The organism is Sphingobacterium suaedae (assembly GCF_042684625.1).
Classification (GTDB): Bacteria; Bacteroidota; Bacteroidia; order Sphingobacteriales; family Sphingobacteriaceae; genus Sphingobacterium; species Sphingobacterium suaedae.
Genome location: NZ_JBHULR010000004.1, coordinates 18,603 through 35,831, shown reverse-complemented (window position 1 = coordinate 35,831; position 17,229 = coordinate 18,603). Strand labels below are relative to the sequence as shown.

General features: G+C 43.5%; 13 protein-coding genes. 5 read left to right on the top strand and 8 right to left on the bottom strand.

Going from position 1 to position 17,229, the window contains the following annotated elements; translation table 11 throughout:
* Window positions 1-57: 57 nt before the first annotated feature.
* From ACFSR5_RS09945 to rhaT, 4 genes are all read right to left on the bottom strand, one after another.
* A complete protein-coding gene (locus tag ACFSR5_RS09945) occupies window positions 58-1,413 on the bottom strand; it encodes an FGGY-family carbohydrate kinase (protein ID WP_380903260.1) in 1,356 nt (451 codons plus the stop codon).
* Between the two features lie 12 nt (window positions 1,414-1,425).
* Window positions 1,426-2,700, bottom strand: a complete 1,275-nt coding sequence (locus tag ACFSR5_RS09940; protein ID WP_380903258.1) for a TIM barrel protein — start codon at window positions 2,698-2,700, stop codon at window positions 1,426-1,428.
* A gap of 74 nt (window positions 2,701-2,774) precedes the next feature.
* Window positions 2,775-4,883, bottom strand: coding sequence for a bifunctional aldolase/short-chain dehydrogenase (locus ACFSR5_RS09935; protein WP_380903256.1), 2,109 nt, complete (start codon window positions 4,881-4,883; stop codon window positions 2,775-2,777).
* A 20-nt stretch (window positions 4,884-4,903) separates the two neighbouring features.
* Window positions 4,904-5,977, bottom strand: coding sequence for an L-rhamnose/proton symporter RhaT (gene rhaT, locus ACFSR5_RS09930; protein WP_380903254.1), 1,074 nt, complete (start codon window positions 5,975-5,977; stop codon window positions 4,904-4,906).
* Window positions 5,978-6,326: 349 nt separating this feature from the next.
* Between rhaT and ACFSR5_RS09925 the strand changes: the two genes are divergently transcribed.
* Window positions 6,327-7,778, top strand: coding sequence for a glyceraldehyde-3-phosphate dehydrogenase (locus tag ACFSR5_RS09925; protein WP_380903252.1), 1,452 nt, complete (start codon window positions 6,327-6,329; stop codon window positions 7,776-7,778).
* Between the two features lie 105 nt (window positions 7,779-7,883).
* Here ACFSR5_RS09925 and ACFSR5_RS09920 read toward each other — a convergent pair whose 3' ends face one another.
* Together ACFSR5_RS09920 and ACFSR5_RS09915 are read right to left on the bottom strand one after the other, a co-directional pair.
* On the bottom strand, window positions 7,884-8,171 hold the full coding sequence (locus ACFSR5_RS09920) for a glutaminase domain-containing protein (protein ID WP_380903250.1): 288 nt from the start codon (window positions 8,169-8,171) through the stop codon (window positions 7,884-7,886).
* A 102-nt stretch (window positions 8,172-8,273) separates the two neighbouring features.
* A complete protein-coding gene (locus ACFSR5_RS09915; RefSeq protein WP_380903248.1) occupies window positions 8,274-9,524 on the bottom strand; it encodes a 3-deoxy-D-manno-octulosonic acid transferase in 1,251 nt (416 codons plus the stop codon).
* 60 nt (window positions 9,525-9,584) lie between these two features.
* Here ACFSR5_RS09915 and ACFSR5_RS09910 point away from each other — a divergent pair, with 60 nt between their 5' ends.
* Window positions 9,585-10,577: a UDP-glucuronic acid decarboxylase family protein gene (locus ACFSR5_RS09910; RefSeq protein WP_380903246.1), complete on the top strand. Its 993-nt coding sequence runs from the start codon at window positions 9,585-9,587 to the stop codon at window positions 10,575-10,577.
* Entirely contained in the window at window positions 10,577-11,605 is a 1,029-nt protein-coding gene (galE, locus tag ACFSR5_RS09905; protein ID WP_380903244.1) for a UDP-glucose 4-epimerase GalE, read from the top strand. Before ACFSR5_RS09910 ends, galE begins: the two co-directional genes overlap by 1 nt.
* 64 nt (window positions 11,606-11,669) lie before the next feature.
* Here galE and ACFSR5_RS09900 read toward each other — a convergent pair whose 3' ends face one another.
* Together ACFSR5_RS09900 and ACFSR5_RS09895 are read right to left on the bottom strand one after the other, a co-directional pair.
* A complete protein-coding gene (locus ACFSR5_RS09900; RefSeq protein WP_380903242.1) occupies window positions 11,670-11,999 on the bottom strand; it encodes a DUF983 domain-containing protein in 330 nt (109 codons plus the stop codon).
* Between the two features lie 109 nt (window positions 12,000-12,108).
* Complete coding sequence (locus tag ACFSR5_RS09895) at window positions 12,109-12,987, bottom strand: helix-turn-helix domain-containing protein (RefSeq protein ID WP_380903240.1); 879 nt, start codon at window positions 12,985-12,987, stop codon at window positions 12,109-12,111.
* A 153-nt stretch (window positions 12,988-13,140) separates the two neighbouring features.
* On the opposite strand from ACFSR5_RS09895, the gene ACFSR5_RS09890 reads away from it, so the two are divergent.
* Window positions 13,141-13,686, top strand: a complete 546-nt coding sequence (locus ACFSR5_RS09890) for a hypothetical protein (protein ID WP_380903238.1) — start codon at window positions 13,141-13,143, stop codon at window positions 13,684-13,686.
* A 147-nt stretch (window positions 13,687-13,833) separates the two neighbouring features.
* Window positions 13,834-17,169 carry a transcription-repair coupling factor gene (mfd, locus tag ACFSR5_RS09885; protein WP_380903236.1) on the top strand — a complete coding sequence of 1,112 codons (3,336 nt, stop codon included), beginning with the start codon at window positions 13,834-13,836 and terminating at the stop codon, window positions 17,167-17,169.
* Window positions 17,170-17,229: the final 60 nt, after the last annotated feature.

Sequence of the window (17,229 nt, the reverse complement as noted above, 5' to 3'; positions counted from 1 at the left end):
GAAAAAGCGCGTAGGCTATCTGCCTACGCGCCTACTAGTCGCTTAACTCGAAAAAAATTATGCTCGATAGTATCGCAACTCAATAATATTGTTTGGAATAGGCAAGCTGTTCCAATGCGCATGAATCACGAGCGCCGCACCGATAGCGGTAGCTTGAGCCATAGAAGCGGCATAGATCTCTATATTTTCAAAAGCCTGTGCCAACAAGTTCATGTAAATACTATTCTTACTAAATCCGCCGTCTACAAAAATTCGCTGGATACGTTTTTGTGAAAATATCAGCTTCGTAGACGCCACTTGCGCTTCAACCAAATAGACCATCAGCGCATGGTACGCTTCGCTAAAGTCGGAAAAATCATGAAGATCAACCGTTTCAAACGCGTCCAAACTCGACGGGATATTCTTACCTGCTTTCAGTTTGTTCACAATATGCCAATCTATTTCGACATGCTTAAAACGCGCTGTCGTCACCTGAAAATGATCTGCAATTCTCTTTGCCTGTGTTTCATGCACATAACCAGCAAAAAGACGAGACGCTTTTACGGGTGTTCCGGCGTAGGTCATGTAAAATAAGCAATCTTTTTCCAGTTGTTCCTTCGTGAGCCCCTCTTCATTAAACGGATTCAGCGAAATACACCAAGTACCTGTAGAAATTAAAATAAAGGGTTCATGAAAGTTCAAGAGATAGGGGATCAACGCAGAGGAACTATCGTGCAAACCAACTCCTACCTTGTAAGTGCTTCCCGGAAAAGCCGCAGAGAAAACTTCGTCTCCTTTGACAATTGGAGCTAACTTCTGATCGATACCAGTGTCCCGAACCCATTGGTGATAATCCTTTTGTTGGAAGTCCCAAAGAGCCGTATGACATCCGATACTGGTCATGTCAGAATACATTTGGCCTGACACCAAAAAACTCAAATATTGCGGGAGGTGCACCGCATATTTAACCCGCTCAAACACCTCTAGCTTTTGTTGCTGTATACGATACACCTGCAATCCTGAGTTTAAACTGCCCAAGGCCGGCGAGGCGGTATCTAACGAAAATTGTTCTACTCCACCATAACGTTGATGCAAATCATCCTGCAAATCTTGTGGATATACCTTTAAGTAATTATAAAGGGGTGTAAGTGGCCTTCCACTGTCGGTCAAATACACAAAGCTAGCTCCGTAGGACGTAAAATTTATAGCTTTAATATCGAACTCATCACGACGAAAAACTTCATGAAGGGAATCGAAAACGGAGAGCCGAAGACTTTCTAGATTTTCGCAAGGATCCCCATCTTCATCTTCCGTTTCTAAAAACCGAGCCGAACGCTCAAAGACGATTTGGTAGCGTTCATCAAACAAAAACAATTTTTTGTTTGTCTTACCCACATCAAATATCGCGACGACAGGTATACGTGCTTTACCCATATACAATTAATCCTATAATCCCGTAGCGACCGATTGGCTACCGCGTTCCGCGATCAGTTTACCTCTCACATCCAACTCGTTAAACAAAGCAACAGGGTTTAACGCCGCTCCTTGACGAAGCCGTGCTTCGGCCACGATCGACCTTACATCTGTCCGGAACGCATGCTGCAGAATCTCTTGCGCTCGAACCACGTCGTTCGCCTGTTGTGCTTGCTTTAGCGCAACGCGGTCGACTAATAATGCTTGTGCGTAAGCAATTTTTATTGCTTCTACCGACTGCAACAAATCGACCAACGGATCTTTTAAATTGTGGGATGCGTCGATCATCCACCCAAGGCCGCTAGAATGATCAATGCCCCGAGCATCCATCCCGTCAACTAGCTCGTTGAATATCAAAAATAGCTGGTATGGTTTGATACTACCCGCCGTCAAATCATCGTCGGCATATTTGCTATCGTTAAAATGGAAACCTCCAAGTTTTCCTTCCATAAGCAATAATGACACAATCTGTTCAATATTCGCATTCGGTAAATGATGGCCTAAATCGACTAATGTATAGGCCTTAGAACCTAACTTACTGGCCAATAACAAGGATTGTCCCCAATCGCCGATGGTAGTGGAATAGAAAAATGGTTCGAAAGCCTTGTATTCCACGAATAATTTCCAATCTTCGGGTAAATGGGCATAAATTTCTTTTAAACTCTCCAATGTATTTTGGAAGGCTTCCCGAAAGTTCAACTGGCCCGGAAAAGACGAGCCGTCCGCCAACCATACGGTGAGCGCTTTCGATCCTAACGCGATACCATGATTGATTACATCGATATTGTGGTCGACAGCCTGCTTACGTACCTTTGGATCTACATGATGTAACGATCCAAATTTATAGCTATAGGCCTGTCCTGGTTGATCTTGAAACGTGTTGGAGTTCACAGCATCAAAGACTAAACCGTGAGACGCTGCAAGCTCTTTAATTTTATTTGCATCTTCGGGAATATCCCATGGGATATGTAACGAAATGGCACCGCTCGATTTATTTAAGGCATGCAATAGGCCGACATCCTCTATTTTTTGCTCCAAACTTCCGGGTTCACCTTTACCGGTAAAACGCCCGAAACGAGTACCACCTGTCCCCAACGCCCAACTGGGGATAGCAATCTGGAATTTCTCCAACTTGGCAATTATGTCTTCCACTTGCGGAATATCATCGGAAACAAAAGCCAACGCCCGCTGATGTTTTGCAGTCAGCCCTTGGTTATGCTGTTCTATGGATTGTTTATCTAATTTCATATTGATCCTAAAAAAATAAAATGTTAAAAGCTGCAGAAGGCAAATATACTGTTTCGCACATTCGCCTTCCAGCATTATCTGACAAAGGCCATAGCTACGCCGCCATCGACATTAAGTACGTTGCCCGTCGACTTGTTCAAGTTGCCGCCTACAAAAGTAAAACAAGCATTTGCAATATCCTCTGGCAAGATGATCTCATTCAACAAGGTGCGTTTTGCATAGTATGCAGGCAATTCTTCCACAGTCACACCATATGCTTTTGCCCGGCCTTCGGCCCAACCTCCTGCCCAGATATTGCTATCCGAAATAACCGCGTCTGGGTTAACGACATTCACACGAATTTTCGCCGCACCCAGTTCGGCCGCATTCAAACGGCTTAAGTGTAACTGTGCTGCTTTGGCACTACCGTATCCGGCATTATTTGGTCCGCTTACCAGGGCATTTTTGCTGACGATGTTTACAATGTCGCCACCAATGCCCTGTGCTTTCAATATGTTGGTTGCTCCTTGTGTAACCAAGAACTGACCTTTTACCAAAACGTCGTACAATAAATTCCAATCTTTCTGCGTATGATCTTCTATTGTTTTGGAAATCGAAAGTCCAGCGTTATTTACGACAATATCTACACCGCCGAAAGCGAGCGATGCTTTCTCTAATGCCTCTTCAATTTGGTCCTGGTTAGTTACGTCCAAAAGCGCAGTCGTAACTGCATCGCGTCCAAATAAGCCGACAAACTCTTCTTCCGCTCCCGCCAAGCGTTCTGCGTTCAGGTCGTTCAACACGACAACCGCTCCTTCGTTTGCAAATTTTTTCGCGATCGCTTTACCAATCCCGCCTGCGCTACCCGTTACCAAAGCAATCTTGCCAGACAGAGCCTTCGGCTTTGGCATCCGTTGCAGCTTCGCCTCTTCCAGTAGCCAATACTCGATATTAAAAGCCTCCTGCCGCGGTAACGAAGTGTACTCGCTCACGGCTTCTGCGCCCTTCATTACGTTGATCGCATTGATATAGAATTCGGCGGCAACACGTGCCGTCTGCTTATCTTTTGCAAAGGCAAACATACCGATACCGGGATATAAAATGATGACCGGATTTCTATCGCGTATAGCCGGGCTATTTGGATGTTTACAGGTTTCATAGTAATCCGTGTACATCGCACGATAATCTTCAAATAGCGGTGCTAATTGTGCCTTTACGGCTTCTATGTCTGACAGATCCGCTTCTTTATCCAAATTTAAGATAAGCGGTTGTATCTTTGTCCGTAAAAAGTGATCTGGACAGCTTGTTCCTAACGGCGCTAAACGTTCTAGATCATTCGAATTGATATATTCCAACACCTTCTCGTCGTCGGTAAAATGTCCAATCATATGACGTTCACTGGAACAGAATCCCCGAAGAACCGGTGCTAATTTTGCCGCTCGTTGTTTACGCTCTTCTGCAGACAAACTTTCGGTTTTTTGTCCGCCAAAAACAGGTCTCGTTTTCCCGTAATTCTGCGCCAAATACTCTGCGCAGGCTTCGATAACATCCAAGGAATTCACGTAGCTTTCATAAGCAGTATCGCCCCATGTGAATAGACCGTGCGAGCCCAACATAATACCGCGTATACCGGGGTTTTCCTCCAAACAAGCGCGCAGTTGAAGACCTAAGTCGAACCCCGGCTTTTGCCATTCTACCCATCCGATTGTTCCATTAAATAGTTCTTGGGTGATCTTTTTGCCATCTTTTGCGGCTGCAATAGCAATAGCAGCATCTGGATGTAAATGGTCAATATGCTTAAACGGTAAAAACCCGTGCAATGGCGTATCAATCGAAGGCGCCTTCGAACTTAGGTCGAAAATACAGTGATTGAATAATTCAACCATTTCGTCTTCGTGTTCTATACCTCTATAAACTTTTTCTAAGTTACGCAAGCGATCAACGTACAACGCCGCTAACCCCGATTTTTTTAATGTCCCAATATCACCACCAGACCCTTTTATCCACATCACTTCGACAGCCTCTCCGGTCAATGGATCTTTATCAGTCATTTTACACGATGTATTTCCTCCTCCGTAGTTTGTAATCCTCAGATCTGATCCCAACAAATTGGAACGATATAGTAATAAAGCTACTTCATCTCCTTCTAGCGACTTTGCTTTTGCATTGTCCCATAAATAGTTAACGTGTTTGTACTCTTTCACGGCTATAAATTTTTATATGTTTATTCTAATGTTTTTGCTAATCCAACAATGCAGATAGACACGATGATAGTCACAATACCGCCAATAATCGCACGATAAGTAGATTTGTTCACGCCTTTCCATTCTTTTAAAATTACCCCCCAGGCATTGGAGATCAAAATGATGAACGCCATGTGCAGAATCCACGAGCTAGCCCCATTTCCTAACCGGCTTTCGCCCATCCCGTAGAAGAAAAACTGCAGGTACCAAGTCGTCCCTCCCAAAGCGCATAACAATACGTTTTTACCCAAAGGTGCTGTTGTTTTTCCGTAATCCGAAAATGTCTTATTTTTCGTCAACAAATACAGGCACCAAATCACGTTAGTCGTAAACCCTCCCCAGAGAATGACCACATACGTGACGTTATTCTGATACAGGAATTCCCCTTGCGCTGGGTTGGCCGCTTTCCAAAGTGCATTTGCTACGTCGGCCATTGGTTTGCCTGCCTCTATCCCGAAATTGAAACAAGCACTTAACACCCCGGATACAATGGCTACAACAATTCCAACACCGAAATTATAGTCTGATTTCGTCTCGGCCGAAAGGGTGGCTAAACTCCGCTCCTTCAAAATTCCTGCGCGACCGCATAGATATATTCCCAATACACACACCAACAGGCCAATCATCACACAAATGCCGGCGTTATTCGTAAAAAAATAGTCGATGCCATGTTTGCCCGGTGCTTTATTGAAAAAATAGTAAATAGCGGGCATAAGCGAACCAAACACCATACTTAATCCGAGAATAACGCTGCTCCCGAGCGAAACCCCGAGATAGCGCACGCCTAATCCATAGGTAAGCCCACCAATTCCCCAAAGCAGTCCAAACAAGAATGTGTAGCCAACTGTAGATGCACCAGCTTCGCGGATAATTTCGCCGAAGTTAGGAATAGTAATCCATGCGGCTATCGGGGGAACAATGATCCAGGAAAATAACCCTCCTAAGATCCACATCGCCTCCCACGACCAATCTTTAACCTTTTTATACGGTACGTAGAAGCTCCCCGAAGCAAATCCACCAATAAAATGAAATATAACACCTGCTAATGCATTCATAAATTTTATTTAAAATAATATAGATTCATAAAGACGTCCCAAGGTAAAACGAATAAAGCGTAAAACTGTTATGGACTGTCATGGAACAAAGACAACTATTTCTCGGCATTTTCGCAGCTTCAGGCGATCTCAAACAGAGCAACTCATCGCAAAACTGCCGCAATATGCACGGGTTCCTATTTTCTACCTTGAGAATAGAATAAAAAATTAATAAAAATTATGTATTTTATTTAAAAGTTATCAAAATAAAAACGTTTGAGCAATAAATTATTGCCATTTATTCAAAACACAACACCTGATTAGTAAACTATTTTCTAAGTTTGCGTTGTAATCATTTATAACTTATGTCATGATACACACTCTTACCTTTGAGGAGGAAATTCAGAACTATACGGATCATCAGCGTGCCGCTGCCAAACTCATGGAGATCGTTTCTGATTTATGGTTTAAGCAAAGTGTAGAATTGGTACTCTTTCGTAATCAACTATTTGATCGTCGAATGAGTTTCATATTGCAATTGCATCAACAAAGCTCTGCACTCCTTGACCGGAATCTATCGATATGGGAAACGCTGCACATAGCATCCGTTATTCAGGAGATGGAATTACCACCATCCCGTATCGACATCGGAACCTTTGCGACGGAGATGCGCGCAGGCCGCATTGAGGACCAGGAATCGCGGAAATTTTTTATTTATAAAAAGCTCGCTACAGTCATCCACCATCGCGCTTTTGAACCAAAAGACGTTGTTCTGTACGGTTTTGGCCGCATAGGGCGTTTGCTCGCCCGTGAGTTGATAGGCAAAGCTGGGGGTGGCAAACAGTTGCGATTACGCGCTATTGTAACGCGAGATCGAGTTGATCAACAAACCTTGGAAAAGCGAGCCAACCTCTTGCGTCAAGATTCCATTCATGGCGATTTCGAAGGAACCATCGAGATTGACGTGTATAAGCAAGCGCTCATTATTAATGGTATTAGTGTCTATATCTTGTCGGCCCAGGCTCCGGAAGACATTGACTACATGACATACGATATCCGTGATGCTCTTCTTATTGACAATACCGGAGCTTTTCGTGATGTGCAACAGTTGGCACGGCATCTCCAAGCAGGGGGTATTCGCCAAGTATTACTGACAGCGCCAGGCAAGGGGATTCCGAATATTGTGTATGGGGTTAACGAGAGTCAAGTGCAGCCATTAACCACAAGTTTATGCTCTGCCGCATCGTGCACAACGAATGCGATATCACCCGTACTCGCTGTCATTGAAAAAGAGCTTGGTATTCGAAGAGGACATATAGAAACCGTACACGCTTATACCAACGACCAAAATTTAGTGGATAACATGCACAAAAAAACCAGACGGGGGCGTGCTGCTGCTTTGAATATGGTCATTACCGAAACGGGCGCTGGAAGTGCTGTAGCAAAAGCTATTCCTTCCTTAGCCGGCAAATTGACTTCCAACGCCATTCGTGTCCCCGTACCCAATGGTTCCTTGGCTATCCTGCAACTAGAGGTCGAACGTCAATGCCCTAAGCAGGAACTACTTGCCATTCTAAAAAACGCGGCTCTGAACGGTGATCTCGTCGAACAGATCAAATATGAAGAGAATGCTGATCTTGTATCCTCGGACATTATCGGAACCACAGCGGCCGCCGTTATTGATGCAACAGCCACCATTGTTTCATCAGACGAAAAGAACATAACCCTATACGTTTGGTACGACAACGAATGTGGCTATACCCATCAAGTTATGCGGTTAGCTCGCCACTTAGCCGGGGTTCGGCGTTTCACATATTACTAATCTTGTTTCCAATTTTCATTTAAATAGATCGTAATCGATCAAAAAAGGGGGCTGTCGCGAGGACATCCCCCTCAATTATATATCTGTTTAGGAGCATGTCATTTGTTATACCGCTATTGTAGCATTTTCATAAAATACCCGCCCACGACAGCGCGCTTTAAAACCTCTCCGACCCGGCTTATCCGTGAAGATCCAATCCGACATAGGCACGCGATGCACAGTTTCACTCATAAAAGCGTGAACCGGTTGTGCAAAAGCCTGAAAGGTCGGTAGATCATCCACAAGTACTGCTGTCCACAATATCCAGTCCGACTTGGTATACGTTTCTCTGCAATCGAGCGGTAAACCATTGCGTGCCCAATTGGGCGCCGCCTCAAGATAAAGATCAATCATACTATTAGCTAATACGAATAATGACACTCAATTGCTCGAATATATCAGCCACAACGTATAAAACGACCATATAGTTGGTACTGAAAGAATGTTCGACAACCGTTATTTTGACCCGATCAACCTTTGGGATTCTAGATATTTCATAATAATCTGTGTCGCGCCTGCCTTCTCCTGTACATAGGTTTTCGCTTTCGCTCCAGCCAACTGCATCCTGTCGCTCGTGAAATGGGTGAAAAGCCTTTCCAACGCTCCCGCCGCATCTATGCTAAACGCAGCTCCTAGGTCTATAAGATCAACGGCTTCCTGGAATTTTGCATATTTCGGACCGAAAATGACTGGCAGACCATATGTTGCCGCTTCCAGCGTGTTGTGTATGCCCGCACCAAACCCGCCTCCGATATAGGCTATGTTACCATAACCGTATAATGAAGATAGCATGCCAATGTTGTCAATAATCAATACATTGGCCTGTCGTACGGCCTCAAGGTTGTATGAAGAGAAACGAGAGAAAAATAAAGCCGAGGGAAAGAGCTGTTCGATTTGCTGCAAATGCGAATCGTGTATCTCATGTGGCGCGAGAATGGTTTTCCAGTCGTCTTTACGTAAGAGAACATCAGCCAACAAATGCTCGTCTTCGGCCCATGTACTCCCAGCAACTAAAACCTGAGACGACCCTTCCAAAAAAGTTTTAATCTCAGGAATATCTCTTCGCTGCTTGGGTAACTCGACGACGCGATCGAATCGCGTATCGCCGGTGAGGCCTGCGCGTGTGATATGAATGGCTTTCAGCCAATATACTGAATCCATATTTTGCGCAAAGAAAAATGAAACGTTTCGAAGAATTTGACGGAAGAAACCTCCATACCACTTAAAAAACACCTGATCTTCCCGGAAAATGGCCGATATAACGAATAAAGGAATCTTGCGTCTCTGTAGCTCACGGAAATAATGATACCAATATTCGTATTTGGTAAACACTGCAAAAGAGGGGTCCACGATTTGTAGAAAACGCTTTGCATATGTTGCGGTATCGACGGGCAGATAAAAAACATAATTCGCCAAAGGGGTATTTTTACGTACTTCATAACCGGAGGGCGAAAAAAAGGTAATCAAAATTTTTTCATTTGGATATTTTTTTTTGATCGCCTCCATAACGGATCTTCCCTGCTCAAATTCACCGAGGGACGCGAAGTGAAACCAAATGGGCTTACACCCTTTTTCAATCGTTTGTTCCATGCGGACGAAGAGGTTGACACGCCCCTCGACCCAACGTTTTGCTTTGGGGTGGAAGGGCGATAATATTCGCAGAAATAACGTGTAGAAGCCTATTCCTAAGTTGTATAGAAGACGCATGTTGAAAAAAATATCCTTATATTCGTCAAAGATATTAAACTTTGTCCATTCCAACAGTTTGTGAAGACACAAGAAAAGAAACGAATATTAATCACGGGAGCGGCCGGGTTCTTGGGTTCGCATCTATGTGACCGTTTCATTGCTGAGAGCTACCACGTGATTGGTATGGACAACCTGATCACGGGTGATCTACGTCATATCGCCCACCTTTTCAAATTACCAAACTTTGAGTTTTATCAACATGATGTATCCAAATTCGTCCATATACAGGGGCGACTAGACTACATTTTACACTTTGCCTCGCCGGCCAGTCCCATTGATTATTTACGTATCCCTATCCAAACATTAAAGGTGGGCTCGTTAGGCACACACAACTTACTGGGATTGGCAAAAAGCAAAGGCGCTCGTATATTGGTTGCTTCAACTTCAGAAGTTTATGGAGACCCGCTTATTTCCCCCCAATCCGAAGAATATTGGGGAAATGTCAATCCCGTCGGTCCACGTGGGGTTTACGATGAAGCCAAACGATTTCAAGAGGCCATGACCATGGCTTATCATAATATCCACGGCCTTGAAACGCGTATTGTACGGATCTTTAATACTTACGGTCCGCGCATGCGTCTTAATGATGGGCGCGCATTACCAACATTCATAGGACAGGCGCTTCGTGGGGAGGATCTAACTGTATTTGGCGACGGAACGCAAACCCGCTCGTTTTGTTACGTATCCGATCAAGTAGAAGGAATTTATAGACTTCTTCTTTCGGACTATGTGCTTCCCGTCAATATTGGTAACCCGGATGAGATGACCGTAGAAGAGGTGGCCAAGGAAATTATAGAGTTGACTGGCCGACATTCCGCGATCGTCTACCGAGATCTTCCCATAGATGATCCTAAACAGCGACGACCAGACATACAGAAAGCAAATAAGCTACTGCAATGGACCCCTCAGGTAAGCCGGAAGGAAGGCCTTCTACGGACTATAGCTTACTTTGAAAGTTTACCTGCATCAGCATTAAAACAGAAAGATTTTACATATTATAATCAAGAATAATGAGCAAAATACTAGTAACGGGCGGCACAGGCTACATTGGTTCGCACACTGTCGTGGAACTTCATCACGCGGGGTACACGCCTATCATTGTGGACAACCTGTCCAATTCGAATTTACAAATACTCGACCAAATCGAGAAAATCATCGGCGTAAAACCAGAATTTCACCAATTCGATCTTTGTGATGATGAAAAAGTTGCAGATTTCGTCAAAAGCAACCCAGATATAAGTGGGATTATTCACTTTGCCGCATCAAAGGCCGTAGGTGAATCGGTAGAAAAGCCCCTAAAGTATTACCATAACAACTTCTTTTCATTAATCAATCTGCTAAATGCCTACCAAGGCAAAAAGATCAACTTCGTGTTTTCATCGAGTTGTACGGTTTACGGCGAGCCAGACGTGCTTCCAGTAACGGAATCTGCCCCCGTAAAACGAGCTACATCACCCTACGGCAACACGAAACAAATAGCAGAGGAAATTTTAGAGGAAACGGCGCATGCTTACGACAACTATCAAGTCATCGCCTTACGTTATTTTAATCCTGTCGGTGCGCACGAATCAGCCTTAATCGGAGAGCTGCCTTTGGGAGTTCCTCAAAATCTTCTACCGTTCATTACCCAAACCGCTATTGGAAAACGAGAGAAATTAACCGTTTTTGGAGGCGACTATGATACGCCTGACGGTTCTTGTGTCCGCGATTACATCCACGTAGTAGATCTAGCCAAAGCGCACGTCGCCGCAATTCAGCTGTTGGAAAAAGGAAATCCAAATGGCCGATATGACGTTTTCAACGTTGGCACAGGCAACGGCTATTCCGTACTGCAAGCTATCGCAGCGTTCGAAACGGCATCGGGACAAAAACTGAATTATGTCATCGGACCCCGACGCGACGGTGACATTGTCAAAGTGTGGGGAGATGTGACAAAATCGACGACCCAACTCGGCTGGAAAGCAGAACTAGGAATCGACGAGATGATGTCTTCTGCATGGGCTTGGGAAAATTATCTAGCGCAACATCCCATTGGATAACAACGAGATGGATTATACCTTATGTATGCCTGGCGTTTAGGTGCCGGGCACACATAAACCTACATCAAGAAGCGATCAGAGAGCCAGTGCTTTCCGTATTCCTCTTCAAATTATCCTCGTAATATCTTTCGTTAAAATTTAAGTTAGGCGTGAGCCAATATAATTGGATGACTCGCGAATACCTGAAGTTGACGCCTGACAAGACAATAGTTACTAACGTACAGGCAATAAGGTACACCCATGGAGATTCTGAGCCTCCTGATAATACATAAGTTGCTATGCACACCGCAACAAATTGCGCGACGCTAAAGGCATAACTCACAAACATAGATACATAGAAGAATCCGGGCTCCATCTCAAATTTAAACCCGCAATGTGGACAGCTTTTCTTCATCTTTTGTCCCTTTATACGGAACATTCCCCCATCAAACATTTTACCCGTTCTGCAGCGGGGACATTTACATTGCTTTGCCGCTTGGAACGCACTGATAGTATATTTATTATTATTTTTCATGATGACTTTTATTAATGTTCATATGTTTTCGAAATTCATCGGGTGTCATACCTACAGATTTCTTAAAAAATTTTGTAAAATAGGAGTTGTCCGAGAAGTTTAATTCGTAAGCAATAGTCGAGACGCTGTAATTCTGAATAACCAAAAGTCGTTTTGCTTCCAATACGACTCTATTCCGAATCAGCTCCCCTGCGGATAAACCTAGGGCCTCCTTGCATAATGCATTCAGGTGATTGGGAGTGATATACAACAACTCCGCATATGCTTTCGGAAGCCTCAATGTCGCATAATGTAATTCGATCAGTTGCAGGAAATTCCGAAGCAACGTATGGTTATAAAGGCTTACCTCTTTTGGTCGTACGGGTTCACGCTGTTTTTCAAGTACATGGAACAGATAGAGCATAGACACCCGCGCAAAATCCAAATCCTGAACATTCTGTTGTAAACGCGCAAAAATATTAAGTACAGCCGTACGCTGTTCTTCTTTGACCGTAAACACCTCGTCTTGTACACTCCCCGAAAAGAAAGAAAAATAGCTAATATGCTCTGGGCGCAACAAAAAGGTTTTAAAGAAATCTTTATCGAAGTTAACGACGAACCCAGTCATCTCCCCATCAAACGTCCACGTATGGATCTGACCAGGTGACATAAAATAAATTTGCCACGGAGCAACTTCAAACGTTTCAAAGTCTATACTATGCGTTCCCCCGCCTTGCGTGAATAATAGAAAATGGTAAAAATTATGTCGATGCGGAAAAACTAGACTTTTATTTCTATGCAAATATGTCGCAAGATCTTCCACCATAATCTCCGACCGAAGACTATTGGACACAGTACATTGATCGATTACTGGTATTTTAGAAACCATATGCAAAGGTACTTTGTTCTTAGAATAAACAATGGTAGATTTACAGTTAATCGTGGAACTTTTTACGGATCGGCAGATAATAACTGGCTATTCCTTTGTGTTTTTCTTCGTATCGTATAGCTGAATGTCGCTTTTACTTTTTACATTTATAGCATGTCACTTCATAAACAACCTGCACTTAAAGAAGCTGTATTGAATCTCCCGCAAAAAGAGAAAGACAAGTTGCTGGTACGCCTGATCGGTAAGGATAAGATGCTGATGAAGCAACTACATTTTAAGTTATTGGAAGATCAACTGGATCTCGAACAGCGTATCGATTCGTTGAAAGAGCGACTGAGGGAATTGTTTGCAGAACACCGCGCGGCGCTCAAAAACATTCCGATGTATAGTAACTACAAACAATTGCATCTCCTCATACGACAGGCAAATGGCATCATCAATGAACATGAAAAGGTGACCAAAGACAAGCTGAGCGAAATAGAATGTCGTATGTATATTTTGAATGAAGCATTTGTTCGCTATCCTCGTTTATTTGAACGATCGGCGGTTCACGCGGCAATAAAGTTGCAGGAGTACGTAAAAGCACGGATCAAAACAGCTGTAAATAAATTTAATACGCTTCACGAAGATCTTCAATTTGATCTGGACGAGGACGTACAGCAATTAGTAGGCTTTGCTACCGCGCATGACTTGCTTTAATTAGGCGAGAACATTTACGTTGTATCCGTTTTTCCCTGAAATCGCACGTCCCGCCCGAGACAGAATGCACAGTGTTTTCTATCCGATCCCTCATTATCTGCATGCTTCAATGATAATTTTCTTAAATTCGCAAAAAGATTTGGCACCGTGGGCATACAAGAAATTCTAGAAAAATACACACAAAGCGAACAGACAAAGGCAATCGTCAAAGCCTTGCAAAAAAAGAGTCCTAAACTACAGATAAAGGGATTAGTCGGATCGTCGGATGCTATGGTAGCGGCTGCCACATATACACTTCATGAACGTCCTTTCTTATTTATTCTGCCCACGCATGAAGATGCTTCGTATTTTTTGAGCGATCTGGAGAGCATCTTAGACAAACAAATATTGTTTTTTCCGGCCTCGTTTCGAAAAGCCTTTGAGTTTACGCAGACTGATGCTGCACATGTTTTGCAACGCGCTGAAACGTTAAGCGCGTTGAATCATACATCAGAACTACCCAAAATGATTGTCACGTATCCTGAAGCAGTTGCAGAGAAGGTGATCAATCGGGACGATTTAGAAAAGAACACCTTGCCCATCACGCAACATACGAAGCTTAGCATCGATTTTATTAATGAGTTTCTCTATGAGTACGACTTTGAACGGGTTGATTTTGTCTATGAACCTGGACAATTTGCTATCCGGGGCGGTATCGTAGATATTTTTTCCTTTTCTAATGACTTGCCTTACCGCGTGGAATTTTTCGGCGACGAGATCGAAAGCATCCGAACTTTTGATATCGAAACACAACTTTCCGTTAGCAAAATCCATACGGTGACCATCGTGCCCAATGTGCAGGCTAAATTTTTGAGCAATAATCATATCTCCTTGCTTGAGTATATTGACCGGGACAGCGTCATTTGGCATAAGGATGTACAGTTTACGCTTGATATTCTTAAAGACGGCTACAAGAAAGCATCCGAATTCTGGAAAGCTCTGCCCGAAAAGGATATCAAAGTCAACGTAGAATGGGTCGACCCCCGGGTTACGTTCTCTACAGACCGATCGTTTGCCGACATGCTATTTGACTTTCCAAATGTCGAGTTTGGTAAACAATTTTATTATAAAGCGGACGAAGCCTTTCGTTTTGATATACACCCACAGCCGTCGTTCAATAAAGATTTTAATTTATTGATTCATAATTTCAAAGAGAATGAACGTCAAGGCATACAAAATTTAATTTTTTCCGATTCCACCAAACAGATCGAACGCATTTTCAGCATTTTGGATGACATTGATAAATCGACAACCTTTATTCCGGTACACCGTGCGCTCCGGGAAGGGTTTCGTGACGATGCTCTAAAGCTAGCTTGCTATACGGATCATCAGATCTTTGATCGATACTATAAATACAAGCGGAAAACGGCCTACGAGCGGACACAAGCCATTACTCTCAAAGAACTTCGAGACCTAAAACCCGGAGATTACATCACACATATTGACCACGGAGTGGGCAAATATGCTGGTCTGGAAAAGGTAGAAGTGAATGGAAAGACACAGGAGATGATCCGACTTGTGTATGCCGATAATGATCTACTTTATGTGAACATAAATTCGCTAAACCGCATTTCCAAATATTCGGGAAAAGAAGGTTCGCTGCCGAAGATGAACAAGCTGGGCACGGATGCTTGGGAGAAGCTTAAGAAAACAACGAAGAAAAAGGTTAAAGATATCGCCCGAGATCTTATTAAGTTGTATGCCAAACGGAAAGCACAAACAGGTAATGCCTTCAGTCCAGACACCTATTTGCAGAACGAGCTGGAAGCCTCGTTCCTTTACGAGGATACCCCCGACCAAGAGAAAGCGACCAATGATGTGAAACGGGATATGGAGTCTCCTCATCCTATGGATCGTCTGGTATGCGGAGATGTGGGATTCGGAAAGACCGAAGTCGCTATACGAGCTGCCTTTAAGGCCGTTGCTGACAGCAAGCAGGTTGCCGTGCTCGTACCGACAACAATCCTCGCGCTACAACATTATCGTACATTCAGCGAACGTCTAAAAGGCTTCCCTGCAAATATCGACTATATCAACCGCTTCAAATCGTCTAAACAAATTAAGGAAACCCTGAAAAAGCTTGAAAATGGAGAGGTCGATATCATCATCGGAACGCATCGTTTGGTAAGTAAAGACGTAAAATTTAAGGATCTTGGACTGATGGTTATCGATGAAGAGCAAAAGTTCGGTGTTTCTGTCAAAGAGAAGCTGAAGGTTATGCGTGCTAATGTGGACTCACTCACACTTACAGCAACACCGATACCACGCACCCTCCACTTCTCCCTTATGGGCGCCCGTGACCTGAGCATAATTTCGACTCCACCCCCAAACCGGCAGCCCGTACAAACAGAACTGCACGTCTTCAATGAAACATTGATCCAAGAAGCTGTATCCTACGAACTAGACCGAGGCGGACAAGTTTTCTTCATCCATAACCGTGTGGCCGATCTCAAGCAACTTGGTGCGATGATTCACAAGTTGGTTCCCGGCTCACGTGTAGGCATTGCTCATGGTCAACTCGAAGGAGATGATCTCGAAGACGTCATGTTAAAGTTCATCAACCATGAGTTTGATGTCCTTGTAGCGACTACTATTATCGAAGCGGGCCTAGATATCCCTAATGCCAACACCATTATTATCAATCATGCCCATATGTTCGGGCTAAGTGACCTCCACCAAATGCGTGGCCGGGTAGGTCGATCGAACAAAAAGGCATTTTGTTATCTGCTCAGCCCTCCGTTGTCCACATTGACAAATGAAGCTTATAAAAGGTTGTCGGCATTAGAAGAATTCTCCGAGTTAGGATCAGGATTTAACGTAGCCATGCGCGACTTGGATATTCGCGGATCAGGAAATCTCCTAGGTGCTGAACAATCTGGCTTTATTGCCGAAATAGGATTTGAAATGTATAATAAGATCCTGGATGAGGCCGTACAAGAACTTAAAGATGATGAATTTAGCGACTTATTTAAAGAAGATCATAGCCGCAAATATGTGAACTTTACGCAAATTGATACAGATCTAGAAGTAATGATTCCAGACGAATATGTGACCAACATCGGCGAAAGGTACAACCTATACAATGAGATCGCCAAGCTTGAAAATGAACAACATTTGGTTGCCTTTCAACGGGAACTAGAAGATCGATTTGGCCCTATCCCTCCACCGGTCTTCGAACTATTCAATACACTGCGGCTACAGTGGTTCGGTAAACAGATCGGGTTTGAGAAAATATCATTCAAGAAAAATACACTGAAAGGTTACTTCATCAATAACCCGAAATCCAGCTATTTTGAATCCGATCATTTTGGGCGGGTGCTATCTTTTGTGCAACAACACCCTCAGGTATCGAATCTCAAAGAAGTAAAAGGACAATTAAGGTTGGCATTAAGCAATGTAAATAGCATAGACTATGCTTTACACTTGTTGCAAGAAATGTCTTAAAAGCCGTCAATAAACACTACCTAATTAGTAGATTTTTCACTAGCTTTGATAAAATGCATT

Excerpts from the sequence above, each read along its gene's own strand:
- ACFSR5_RS09945 (WP_380903260.1), bottom strand. The coding sequence starts at position 1,413 with ATGGGTAAAGCACGTATACCTGTCGTCGCGATATTTGATGTGGGTAAG.
- ACFSR5_RS09940 (WP_380903258.1), bottom strand. The coding sequence starts at position 2,700 with ATGAAATTAGATAAACAATCCATAGAACAGCATAACCAAGGGCTGACT.
- rhaT (WP_380903254.1), bottom strand. The coding sequence starts at position 5,977 with ATGAATGCATTAGCAGGTGTTATATTTCATTTTATTGGTGGATTTGCT.
- ACFSR5_RS09925 (WP_380903252.1), top strand. The coding sequence starts at position 6,327 with ATGATACACACTCTTACCTTTGAGGAGGAAATTCAGAACTATACGGAT.
- ACFSR5_RS09920 (WP_380903250.1), bottom strand. The coding sequence starts at position 8,171 with ATGATTGATCTTTATCTTGAGGCGGCGCCCAATTGGGCACGCAATGGT.
- ACFSR5_RS09915 (WP_380903248.1), bottom strand. The coding sequence starts at position 9,524 with ATGCGTCTTCTATACAACTTAGGAATAGGCTTCTACACGTTATTTCTG.
- galE (WP_380903244.1), top strand. The coding sequence starts at position 10,577 with ATGAGCAAAATACTAGTAACGGGCGGCACAGGCTACATTGGTTCGCAC.
- ACFSR5_RS09900 (WP_380903242.1), bottom strand. The coding sequence starts at position 11,999 with ATGAAGAAAAGCTGTCCACATTGCGGGTTTAAATTTGAGATGGAGCCC.
- ACFSR5_RS09895 (WP_380903240.1), bottom strand. The coding sequence starts at position 12,987 with ATGGTTTCTAAAATACCAGTAATCGATCAATGTACTGTGTCCAATAGT.
- ACFSR5_RS09890 (WP_380903238.1), top strand. The coding sequence starts at position 13,141 with ATGTCACTTCATAAACAACCTGCACTTAAAGAAGCTGTATTGAATCTC.